Source organism: Geodermatophilus sp. URMC 62 (genome assembly GCF_052931475.1).
Genome location: NZ_JBRFHY010000001.1, coordinates 5,359,244 through 5,370,481 on the forward strand (window position 1 = coordinate 5,359,244; position 11,238 = coordinate 5,370,481).

The following is an 11,238-nucleotide window of genomic DNA, read 5'->3' on the forward strand; positions in this document are numbered from 1 at the left end:
CTGATCATCGCGACGGGCGGGTCAGCCCCTGCGGGCGGCCCGGCGGGCGCGCTCCACCGCGGCGAGGTGCCGGTCGGGACCACACACCGCACAGGGGGTGAACCCGTCGCTGCGTGCCTCGCCCACCGGCAGCCGGACGGTCGCGCGGCCGGCCAGCCAGCGGCAGTCGGCGAGGTGGTAGCGCGGGTGCTCGTCGACGACGAGGACCTCGTCGGCCAGGTCGACCACCAGCAGCAGGTCGGTGACCTCCACGTCCTCCTCGGCCGGGTCAGCAGCGGGGTCGTGGGCCGGTACCGGCGCCGCGGCCGCTGCGGGGGACGGCGCGGTGCCCGGCCCCCGGACCGGCGGAGCCGCCGTCGGCCCGTCCTCGTCGGGGGCCTCGTGCCGGCCGTGCCGGCTGCGGGCCGGTGGCTCCGCGCCCGGCGCCGTCGCCTCCGGGACCCCTGCCGGTGGCGCCGCGTCCTGCCACCCGGTCGGGCCGGCCTCCGTCACACCGGCCCTCGTCGCACCGGTCGTCGGGCCGGTCGTCGTCGGGCCGTGCTCGCGCGGCAGGTCGGAGGGGACGGGTGTCCGGTCGTGGTCCGTCGTCCGGAGACGGGCGATGACCAGCAGCACCGCGGCGATGCCGCACACACCCACGCAGGCCCAGTACCAGGCGGTGACGTCGGTCAGGATCCCGGTGACGAAGAGGGCGAGGCCCGCGAGCACGAGGAGACCGGCGACCACGACCACGCGGCGACTCTAACCGCGGCCCCGGCGGCCGGGCGCGCGCTGCCGGGACGCAGCAGGGCCCCCGGACGAGGTGTCCGGGGGCCCTGCGACGCCGATCGGGGAGGTCAGGCCGGGGCGTGCTGGTTCTGCCGGCTGGCCGACGACGGCTCGGCGGAGCCGCGGCTGTCGAGGTCGCGCAGGTGCGACTCGAGGTAGGAGCGGAAGCGGGTGCGGTACTCGCGCTCGAAGGTCCGCAGCTCCTCGATCTTGCGCTCGAGGCCGGCGCGCTTCTCCTCCAGGGGGCCCATCACCTCGCGGTGCCGGCGCTCGGCGTCCTGGTCGAGGGCCGCGGCCTTGGCACGGGCCTCGCGCTCCATCGCGTCGGCGCGGGTACGGGCGTCGTTGATCATCGAGTCGGCGCGCATCTTCGCCTCGCTGACCAGCTGCTCGCTCTTCGCGCGCGCCTCGGTGAGCATCCGATCGCTGTTGGTCTTGGCCGAGGCGACCATCTGGTCGGCCTGGGCCTTGGCCTCGTTGACGTAGCGGTCGGCGGTCTCCGACGCCAGCGCCAGCATGCGCGAGGCACGGGTGGTGTCGTCCTCGCGGATGGCGGGCTGCGGCGGCGGCGCGGGCGCCGGGGCCGGCTCGGCGGCGACGGGCTGGGCGGTGACCCGGCCGGTGCTCGAGCCCGCGCGCAGCTCGTTGTTCTCCTCGATCAGCCGGGCGAGCTCGGCCTCCACCACGTCGAGGAACGCGTCGACCTCGTCCTCGTCATAGCCACGCTTCCCGATCGGCGGCTTCTTGAAGACGACGTTGTGCACGTCGGCTGGCGTGAGTGGCAAGGGGCTCACCTCGGGTGGGACGGCGGGTGGGGGTCGGTCGGGGCAGCGCTCGGTCCCTCGTGCGGACCGTGGGTCACGCGGCGATGGCCAGCGACCGGGTGATGCCCCGGAGGATGTAGACGGCGATCAGGAGCACCATAAACGCGAGGTCCAGCCTGATGGACCCCAGGTTCAACGGTGGGATCACCTTCCGGATCGCCTTGAGCGGCGGGTCGGTCGTCGCGTAGACGACCTCGAGACCTGCGGCCACCAGCCCGGACGGGCGCCAGCTGCGCGCCAGCACCATCACCCAGTCCACGACGAAGCGCGCGAACAACAGGATGAGGAAGACGAGCAGGATCGATGACACGATCTGCCAGAAGAGAGTCACTGTCCTCGCTCGTCCCGGGGCACCCGCGGTGCCGTGCCAGCCTGTCTGCCCCGGCCGGACGACCTCAGGACTGGTCGAAGAACCCGCCCTCGCGGATCTTGGCCTTGTCCTCGGCCGTCACGTCGACGTCCTGCGGACTGAGCAGGAACACCTTGGCCGTGACCGGCTCGATGCTACCGCGCAGGCCGAAGATGAGGCCTGCAGCGAAGTCGACGAGCCGTCGCGCGTCGGCGTGGTCGAGCTCGGTGAGGTTCATGATGACCGGGCTGCCGTCCCGGAACGCCTCGCCGATGGCGCGGGCCTCGTTGTACGTCTTGGGGTGCAGCGTGGTGATCCGGTAGGGCTCCCGCACCGGGGCGGGCGCCGGCTCCGGCGCGACGGCGACCTGCTCGCGGGCGGCCAGGCCCGCGGCCGCGGCGCTCGCGACACCGGCGCCACCACCGACACCCCCGGCAACACCCCCGCCGAGACCGCCGGCGACGCCCCCGCCCAGGCCGCCGCCGACGGCGCCCAGCCGGGAGGGTCCGGCGGCCACCGGGGCGGAGGTGCCCGCGGTGCCGGCGCCGGAGGCGGGTGGCTGGGCCAGGCCCAGGCGGGTGGCCCCGCCGCGGCGCAGCGCGACCGGCTCGGGGTCGGGCGCGAGCTCGATGCCGCGCCCGGTGCCGCGCTCGCCGCCGCGCACCGGGTCGGCGCGCTCGTCGTCGTAGCGCCGGTCGTCGCGCCGGTCGTCGTAGCGGTCGTACTCGCCGCCGTAGGAGTCGAAGGAGCCGTGCGGCTCGGAGGCGTAGCGGTCCTCGTAGCGCCCCTCGTACCGGCCCTCGTAGCGGTCGGAGCGCCGTTCGTCGTACCGGTCGCCGTCGTACCGGTCACCGTCGAAGCGGTCCGCGTCGTACCGGTCGGCCTCGTAGTGCCCGGCCGGGTCGGCCTGACGGGCGTCGTAGCGCCCGTAGGCGCGCGCGTCGTCGTCCTCGACGAGCCCGAGGTAGATGCCCATCTTCCGCATGGCCCCGGCCATCAGACCTCCTCCGGTGCCCCCGGTGGGGCTCCTGTGACTGGTGTGACTCGGGGCGAGGCTAGAGGCCGGGAGCCGAAGAGCGCGGTTCCGACACGCACGAGCGTGGCGCCGGCCGCGATCGCCTCCTCGAGGTCGCCGCTCATGCCGGCCGACAGGTCCGCTGCCTCGGGGTGGTCGGCACGCAGCCGCTGGGAGAGTGCGGCGAGGCGCGCGAAGGCGGGCGCGGGTTCCTCTCCGCGCGGCGCGACCGCCATGAGCCCGCGCAGCCGCACCCCGGGGAGCACGGCGACGTCGTCGGCGAGGCCGGGGACGTCGGCGGGCGCGGCGCCGCCCCGCTCGGCCAGCTCCCCCGCCGCGCCGCCGAGGTCGACCTGGAGGAAGACGTCGACCGGGCGGCCGGCCTCCTCCCCCGTCCGGGACAGCGCCCGCGCCAGCGGCAGCCGGTCGACGGAGTGGACGACGGCGCCGGTGCGGGCGACGGCGGCGGCCTTGTTGCGCTGCAGCTGGCCGACGAAGTGCCACTCGAGGGGCAGGTCGGCGAGCGCGGCCGCCTTGGTGATGAGCTCCTGGGCGCGGTTCTCCCCAAACGCCGTCTGCCCGAGCGCGGCCAGGGCGCGGACGTCGTCGGCCGGCCAGGTCTTGCTCACCGCCAGCAGCGCGACCGACGACGGGTCGCGCCCGGCGGCCCGCGCGGCCGCGGCGATGCGGTTCCGGACGGCGCGGAGCCGGTCGGCCGGGGAGGTCACCCCGCGATCATGGCGCGCGCACCATCGCGGCGGGGTGCCGGGTGGTCACGGCGCCGTGGTCGTGGGGAGGGGGCAGCCGAGCCAGGTGACGCCGGCCTGGCGCCCGGTGACGCCGTCGCGGCGGTGGCTGAACAGCCGGCGGTCCTCGACGGTGCAGCGCGGGTCGTGCACGACCTGGGCCAGGCCGGCGCGGGTCATCAGCTCGGCGAGCCCGGCGCGCAGGTCCAGCCCCGGTGTCCCCGTGCGGGTGCGCACGGCGGCCGCGGGCGCCACGCGGGCGACCTCGGCCTGCATCGCCCGCGGCACCTCGTAGCAGGCGCCGCAGACGGCCGGACCGAGCAGCGCGGTGGTGTCGGCCGGGCGGCTGCCCAGCCGGGCCATGGCCGCGAGGGTGGCGGGGACGACGCCCTGCCGCACGCCCTCCCGGCCGGCGTGGACGGCGGCGACCACCCCGGCCACGGGGTCGGCCAGGAGCACCGGCACGCAGTCGGCGACCAGGACGCACAGCACCAGGCCGGGTGTGCGGGTGACGAGGGCGTCGGTCGCCGGCAGCGGGGCCTCGACCGGGCCGTCGACGACGGCGACGCCGGTGCCGTGCACCTGCTGCATCCACACCAGCCGGTCGCCGGGCACGGCGAGCTCGCGGGCGAGCCGGGCGCGGTTGGCGGCGACGTCGGCGGGGTCGTCGCCGACGTGGTCGCCGAGGTCGAACGTGTCGTAGGGCGGACGCGAGCGGCCGCCCCGCCGGTCGGTGACCACCCGTCGCGGGCGCACCGCCGGCGGGGCGGCCGGGGTCGGGCTCACCGCGCGCCCCGGGAGCGGGAGGTCACGCGGTCGGCCCCCTCGCAGGGGCGCGCCACGAGCAGGTGACGTGCTGGAACGGCCCCCTCGCAGGGGCCCGCGCCGAGCGGAGCGAGGCGTGGGGGGCGAGGGGGTCCTTTCACTGACGGAGGAACTCCGGGATGTCGAGCTCCTCCTCGAAGTCCTCGTTGCCCAGCGGACGGCGCCCCGCGGCGGCGGGGGCCGCGTTCTGGACCGGCGGCAGCGGCGGCACGGTGATGCCCCCGCCGGCCTGCGGAGCCGGGCGGGCCGGCGCCGGCGCGACCGGTGCCGGGGGCACCTGGCCGACCAGCCGCTCACCGGTGGCCCGCGGGGCGGCCGGCGGCGGGCTGACCCGGGGCAGGGCCGGCGGCGGGGTCGCCGGGGCGGCGGGGACCGCGGCGACGCCGCCGTCCTTGCGCGCCGAGGGACGTCCGCCGTCGAAGCCGGCGGCGATGACGGTCACCCGCACCTCGTCACCGAGGGCGTCGTCGATGACCGCACCGAAGATGATGTTGGCGTCGGCGTGCGCGGCGTCCGACACCAGCGAGGCGGCCTCGTTGATCTCGAACAGGCCGAGGTCGGAGCCACCGGAGATCGACAGCAGGACGCCGTGGGCACCTTCCATCGAGGCCTCCAGCAGCGGGCTGGCGATGGCCTGCTCGGCGGCCAGCAGCGCGCGGTTGTCGCCGCGCGCGCTGCCGATGCCCATGAGCGCCGACCCGGCGCCGGACATGACCGACTTGACGTCGGCGAAGTCCAGGTTGATCAGGCCGGGGGTGGTGATCAGGTCGGTGATGCCCTGGACACCGGAGAGCAGCACCTGGTCGGCGGTGCGGAAGGCGTCCATGACGCTGACGTTGCGGTCGCCCAGCTGCAGCAGCCGGTCGTTGGGGATGACGATGAGCGTGTCGCACTCGTTGCGCAGCTCCTCGATCCCCGACTCGGCCTGCACGGCGCGGCGCTTGCCCTCGAAGGAGAAGGGCCGGGTGACCACACCGATGGTCAGCGCGCCGAGCTTGCGGGCGATCGAGGCCACCACCGGCGCGCCGCCGGTGCCGGTGCCGCCACCCTCGCCGGCGGTCACGAAGACCATGTCGGCGCCCTTGAGCACCTCCTCGATCTCCTCGCGGTGGTCCTCGGCGGCCTGCCGGCCGACGTCGGGCTGGGCGCCGGCGCCGAGGCCGCGGGTCAGCTCCCGGCCGACGTCGAGCTTGACGTCGGCGTCGCTCATCAACAGCGCCTGCGCGTCGGTGTTGATGGCGATGAACTCCACCCCCTTCAGACCGACCTCGATCATCCGGTTGACCGCGTTCACACCGCCGCCGCCGATGCCGACGACCTTGATGACCGCGAGGTAGTTGTGCGGAGGTGTCATGTGGGACTCCCGACCTCGACCCTCATCCTCAGGTAAAGCCTTATAGTTATGTCAACTGGGTCGACGCGCACGAAGTTAGGTGGGCGTTCATGGGGCCTACAAGCACCCTCCCCGGCCCGGCGTGTCGCAGGAGCCGGACCTCACCGATCCCCGGCGACCCGCTGGTCACATCTGCACCACCGTCGGTGACGACCCGCCCGCCCGGAACCTCAGGTCGGGGTCGAGACCCGCTCCGGCGGTCGGCGGCGGGAACCGCACAACTCGTTTCCCGTGTCGGGCGTGTCGCGGCGGTGGGCGTGTCGGCCGGCGGCGCCGTCACAGCGGTGCGCGCGCAGGAGGACACGGAGGGCGAGCGCCGTCCCTCGTACAGGGACGACGGTGGTGCGCCGGGTCGGCGTCCGGCTCCGGGGTGGCGCGGGTCCGGCCGCCGGCTACCGGAGGACGACGGCGCCGGGCGCGCTGACGTCGATCGTCGCGGCCGGGTCCAGCGCACCGGAGGCCACCTGGCCGAGCAGGGCGACCAGCGCGGCGGCCTTGTCCGCGGCCTCCTCGGGTCCGCCCCACACGACGGTCCTGCCGTCGGTCAGGGTCAGCGTCACGTCCTCGGCGCCGCTCGCCCGCGCGCCGGTCACCTCGGTGCGGACCTCGCGCGGCAGCGAGAGCAGCGCGCCGAGCGCCGCGCGGGTGGCCGGGTCGTCGGCGCCGGGGGTGGCCACGTCGAGGGGGACGACGCCGGCCGGCGGCTCGCCGGTGACGGTGTCGAAGAGCACGCCGTCGGCGTCGACCAGCGCGCGGGTGCCGGCCCGCTCGACGACGGCGACCGGCCGCCGCTCGACCACGGTGACGACGACGCTGCGCGGCCAGCCGCGGGTGACCTCGACGTCGGCCACCTGCGGCAGCCGGGCCACGCGGGCCGCGGCCGCGTCGACGTCGACGCGCAACAGCGGCGTGCCCGCGGGGACCCCGGCGGCGGTGCGCACCTGGTCGGGGGTCAGCGTCGCGGCGCCGTCGACCCGGACCGTCCGCACGGCCAGCAGCGGGCTGTACCAGAGGGCCCACCAGGCGGCGACCACCACGGCGAGGGCCAGGGCCGCGCGCAGGACCCGGCGCCGGCGGCGCTGGGCCGGGGTGTCGGGCCGCTTCCGGCGGCGGGCCGGCCGGGCAACCTCGGCCGGGACGCCGCGCTCCCGGTCGGCGGTCGTCAGACCGGAGCGGCTCACCGCGCGGCGTCCGCGCCGCCGCCCCCGGTGCCGCCTGCCGTCGCACCGCCGCCGGTCACACCGCCGGTCACACCGCCGGTCAGGACGGCGAGCACCTCCGGCCCCACCATCGACACGTTGCCGGCGCCCATGGTGATCACCAGGTCGCCGGGGCGGGCGCGGGAGGCCAGCGCCGGGGCGGCCGCCGACCACGAGGGCTCGAAGTGCACCCGGTCGCCGGGCAGCGGGACGGCGTCGGCGACCATCGCACCGGTCACCCCGGGCACGGGGTCCTCGCGGGCGCCGTAGACGTCCATGACCACGACCTCGTCGGCCAGGCCCAGCGCCTCGCCGAAGGCGGCCGCGAACTCGCGGGTCCGGCTGTAGAGGTGGGGCTGGAAGGCCACCACGACGCGGCCCTCCCCCGCCACCGCGCGGGCGGCGCGCAGCTGGGCGGTCACCTCGGTCGGGTGATGGGCGTAGTCGTCGTAGACGCGCACGCCCGCGGCGGTGCCCTTGAGCTCGAAGCGGCGGTGCACCCCGCCGAAGCGCTCGAGCCCGGCGACCAGCCCCTCGGCGGGCAGGCCGAGCTCGAGGCCGGCCAGCAGCGCCGCGGCGCTGTTGCGGGCCATGTGCTCCCCGGGCACCCGGATGCGGACCCGCCCGATCTCGGTGCCGTCCAGGACGGCGGTCCAGCTGGTCGCCTCGCGGCCGACGTCGAGGTCGGCCAGCCGCAGGTCGGCGCCGGCGTCGGTGCCGTAGGTGCGCACCCGCGCGGGGGTGGGGACGCCGCGCAGCCGCGCGGAGCCCGGGTCGTCGGCGCAGAGGACGACGAAGCCCTCCGGCGCCACCGTGCCGAGGAACCGGTCGAAGGCGGCCTCCACGGCGGCCAGGTCGCCGTAGTTGTCCAGGTGGTCGGCCTCGACGTTGGTCACGATCGCCCCGTACGGCGCGAGCAGCAGGAAGGAGCGGTCGCTCTCGTCGGCCTCGGCGACGAAGACGTCGCCCTCCCCCGCGTGCGCGTTGCTGCCCGACTCGTTGAGGTCGCCGCCGATGGCGAACGACGGGTCGACGCCGCAGGCCTGCACCGCGACGGTGAGCATCGAGGTGGTCGAGGTCTTGCCGTGGGTGCCGGCGACGGCGACGCTGCGGCGCCCGGCCATCACCGCGGCGAGCGCCACCGCGCGCGGCAGGACCCGCAGGCCTCGGGCGCGGGCCCCGGCGAGCTCGGGGTTGTCCTCGCGGATGGCCGAGGAGACCACCACCGAGTCCGCGTCGCCGAGGTTGCCCGCGTCGTGCCCGAGCGCGACGCGGGCGCCCAGGGCGCGCAGCGCGAGCAGGGTGGGGGTGTCGCGCCGGTCGCTGCCGGAGACGGTCACCCCGCGGGCCAGCAGGATGCGGGCGATGCCGCTCATGCCGGCGCCGCCGATGCCGATGAAGTGCACCGCGCCGAGCTCCTCCAGCGCGGGCACCGGCGCGGTCCACGCGGCGGTCGCGTCAGCGGTCACCGGCTGCCACCTCCAGGACGATGTCGGCCAGCCGCTCGTCGGCGTCGGGGACCCCGGCCGCGGCGGCGTGGGCGGCGTACCCGGACAGCGCAGCGGGGTCGGTGAGCAGGGGCACCAGCGTCGCCGCGATCCAGGTGGCGGACAGGTCGGCGTCGTCGACCAGGAACCCGCCGCCGGCCTCCACGACCGGCAGCGCGTTGCGCCGCTGCTCACCGTTGCCGATGGGCAGCGGCACGAAGGCCGCGGGCAGCCCGACCGCCGACAGCTCCGCGACCGTCACCGCCCCCGACCGGCACAGCGCCAGGTCGGCAGCGGCGTAGGCGAGGTCCATGCGCTCGAGGTAGTCGACGACCACGTAGGGCGCGGACCCGGCCGGGCGGGGCGGCACCGTCACGTCGGTGTTCTTGGGTCCCCGGGCGTGCAGCACCTGGATCCCGGCGGCGGTCAGCGCGTCGGCCGCGGCCACCGCGGCCCGGTTCAGCGAGGCCGCGCCCTGCGAGCCGCCGAAGACCAGCAGCGTGGGCCGGTCGGCGTCCAGGCCGAAGGTGGCCCGGGCCTCGGCCCGGCGGGCGGCGCGGTCGAGGGTGGTGATCGCCGAGCGCAGCGGCATCCCGACGTGCTCGCCGCGGTGCAGCGGCGTGCCCGGCACGGTCACCGCCACCCGGGCGGCCAGCCGGGCGCCGACCCGGTTGGCCAGGCCCGGCAGGGCGTTCTGCTCGTGGACGACGACCGGCACCCCCGCCCGGCGCGCGGCCAGGTAGGCCGGCAGCGCGACGTAGCCGCCGAACCCGACGACGACGTCGGCGCCGACCTCGTCGAGCAGCGCGCGGGTCTCGGCGACCGACCGGCGCACCCGGCCGGGGACGCGCAGCAGGTCCAGCGTGGGCCGGCGCGGCAGCGGCACCGGCGGGATGAGCCGCAGGTCGTAGCCGCGCGCGGGCACCAGCCGGGTCTCCATGCCGCGGGCGGTGCCCAGGCAGGTGATCCGCAGGGCCGGGTCGCGGCGGCGCAGCGCGTCGGCCAGCGCCAGCATCGGCTCGATGTGCCCCCCGGTGCCGCCGCCGGCCAGGACGACGCCGGCCGGCCGCGCGGCGGTCACCGGGACCGCCCCGGGCGGTCGGCCGGGCGGGCGGGGACCCGCTCGGGACGCCGGCCGGCCGACGGTGCGCCGCGCCGGTCGGGCCGCGGCCCGTCGGCGGGCCGGCGGACGGGGTGGGCCTCGACCGGGCGGCGGGGCAGCGGGCCCGAGCGGGCCGGCTGCGGGTCCAGCTGCGCGGCCAGCCGCGACCCGGCGCGCGCCACCCCGCGCGAGCCGGCGCGCTCCCGGCGGGGCCGGACCGGGTCGACGGCGTGCGCGGGCACCGGCAGCAGCCAGCGGGCCAGCCGGCCCCGCTCGGCGCGGCGCGCGTGCTCGATGGCCTCGGGCTCGGAGCGGGCGAAGCGGATGAGGATCCCCACGATGAAGAGGGTGAGCACCAGCGAGGTGCCACCGGCCGAGACCAGCGGCAGCGTGACCCCGGTGACCGGGAGCAGGCCGACGACGTAGCCCATGTTCATGGCGGCCTGCCCGACCAGCCAGAGGGTGATCGCCACGCTGGCCAGGCGGATGAACGGGTCGGCCGAGCGCCGGGCGATGCGGAAGCCGGCGTAGGCCAGCACCGCGTAGAGGGTGACCACGACCAGGCAGCCGAGGAAGCCGAGCTCCTCGCCGATGATCGCGAAGATGTAGTCCGACTCGGCCTCGGGCAGCAGGTTCCACTTCATGGCGCTGTTGCCCAGGCCCACGCCCCACAGGCCGCCGGTGGCCAGGGCGTAGAAGCCGCGGATGGCCTGGAACCCGGTGTTGGTCGGGTCGTCGAAGGGGTGCAGGAAGGAGGTGATCCGCTCCATCCGGTACTCCGAGGTGCCCACGAGCAGCACGCCGAGGGTGGCCGCGAGCGCGATCCCGATCCCCCACAGCCGCCCGGGCAGGCCGCCGGCCCACAGCAGGCCCACGACCACGAGCAGGAGGCTGACGACCGCGCCGAAGTCGGGCTCGCTCATGAGCAGCCCGCACAGCAGGGCGAACACCGGCAGCAGCGGGAGCAGCAGCGTCCTGACCGTCAGGTGCCGGCTGCGCGTGGCGAGCACGTGGGCGCCCCACAGGGCGACGACGAGCTTGGACAGCTCGGAGGGCTGGAAGTCGGTGAACCCGAGGTCGATCCAGGCCCGCGAGCCGTTGTAGGCGGTGCCGACGCCGGGCACGAGGACGGCGACCAGCAGGACGGTGACGACGACCAGCGCCGCGAACGACCAGCGCCGGACCAGCCCGACCGGCAGCCGCACCGCGACGACGAGCGCGACCAGGCCGAGCGCGGCGAAGACCAGCTGGTCCAGGCCGGGCCGCCACACCGGCTCGTCGTCCAGGGCCGCCTCGATGGCCGACGCGGAGAAGACCATGACCAGCCCGATGGCCAGCAGCAGGCCGGCCGCGCCGATGACCAGGTGGCAGCTGGTCATCGGGCCGTCGATCCAGGCCGGTCTCGACGGCCCCGCACCCGCGCCCGGCTCCCCCGATCGCGACGACGCCCGCCCGGGCGTGCGTCGGGTGCCGCCTCGGGACGGAGCGGTCCGGCTGTCCATCCCGTCATCGTGACCGCTGTCGCCGCCC

11 protein-coding genes are annotated in these 11,238 nt (G+C 76.7%); all 11 read right to left on the reverse strand.

Annotated elements, in window-relative coordinates; all coding sequences use genetic code 11:
- Positions 1-21: 21 nt before the first annotated feature.
- The 11 genes from ACU616_RS25705 to ftsW all read right to left on the reverse strand — a co-directional run bounded on the left by ACU616_RS25705 (position 22) and on the right by ftsW (position 11,087).
- Positions 22-732 (reverse strand): hypothetical protein, encoded by a 711-nt coding sequence (locus ACU616_RS25705; protein WP_446761223.1) that lies wholly within the window; start codon positions 730-732, stop codon positions 22-24.
- 104 nt (positions 733-836) lie between these two features.
- Entirely contained in the window at positions 837-1,553 is a 717-nt protein-coding gene (locus ACU616_RS25710) for a DivIVA domain-containing protein (RefSeq protein WP_446761224.1), read from the reverse strand.
- Between the two features lie 73 nt (positions 1,554-1,626).
- The gene (locus tag ACU616_RS25715; RefSeq protein WP_446761225.1) at positions 1,627-1,923 is read right to left on the reverse strand and encodes a YggT family protein; all 297 of its coding nucleotides are present in this window, start codon (positions 1,921-1,923) and stop codon (positions 1,627-1,629) included.
- A 64-nt stretch (positions 1,924-1,987) separates the two neighbouring features.
- Entirely contained in the window at positions 1,988-2,938 is a 951-nt protein-coding gene (locus ACU616_RS25720) for a cell division protein SepF (RefSeq protein WP_446761226.1), read from the reverse strand.
- A complete protein-coding gene (locus ACU616_RS25725; protein ID WP_446761227.1) occupies positions 2,938-3,684 on the reverse strand; it encodes a YggS family pyridoxal phosphate-dependent enzyme in 747 nt (248 codons plus the stop codon). The genes ACU616_RS25720 and ACU616_RS25725 overlap by 1 nt, the downstream gene beginning before the upstream one ends.
- A gap of 45 nt (positions 3,685-3,729) precedes the next feature.
- Positions 3,730-4,488, reverse strand: a complete 759-nt coding sequence (pgeF, locus tag ACU616_RS25730) for a peptidoglycan editing factor PgeF (protein ID WP_446761228.1) — start codon at positions 4,486-4,488, stop codon at positions 3,730-3,732.
- A 136-nt stretch (positions 4,489-4,624) separates the two neighbouring features.
- On the reverse strand, positions 4,625-5,881 hold the full coding sequence (gene ftsZ / locus ACU616_RS25735; RefSeq protein WP_446761229.1) for a cell division protein FtsZ: 1,257 nt from the start codon (positions 5,879-5,881) through the stop codon (positions 4,625-4,627).
- Between the two features lie 431 nt (positions 5,882-6,312).
- Positions 6,313-7,101 (reverse strand): cell division protein FtsQ/DivIB, encoded by a 789-nt coding sequence (locus ACU616_RS25740; RefSeq protein WP_446761230.1) that lies wholly within the window; start codon positions 7,099-7,101, stop codon positions 6,313-6,315.
- On the reverse strand, positions 7,098-8,588 hold the full coding sequence (murC, locus tag ACU616_RS25745) for a UDP-N-acetylmuramate--L-alanine ligase (RefSeq protein ID WP_446761231.1): 1,491 nt from the start codon (positions 8,586-8,588) through the stop codon (positions 7,098-7,100). The genes ACU616_RS25740 and murC overlap by 4 nt, the downstream gene beginning before the upstream one ends.
- On the reverse strand, positions 8,578-9,687 hold the full coding sequence (murG, locus tag ACU616_RS25750) for an undecaprenyldiphospho-muramoylpentapeptide beta-N-acetylglucosaminyltransferase (RefSeq protein ID WP_446761232.1): 1,110 nt from the start codon (positions 9,685-9,687) through the stop codon (positions 8,578-8,580). The genes murC and murG overlap by 11 nt, the downstream gene beginning before the upstream one ends.
- Positions 9,684-11,087, reverse strand: coding sequence for a putative lipid II flippase FtsW (ftsW, locus tag ACU616_RS25755; RefSeq protein WP_446761233.1), 1,404 nt, complete (start codon positions 11,085-11,087; stop codon positions 9,684-9,686). The genes murG and ftsW overlap by 4 nt, the downstream gene beginning before the upstream one ends.
- Positions 11,088-11,238: the final 151 nt, after the last annotated feature.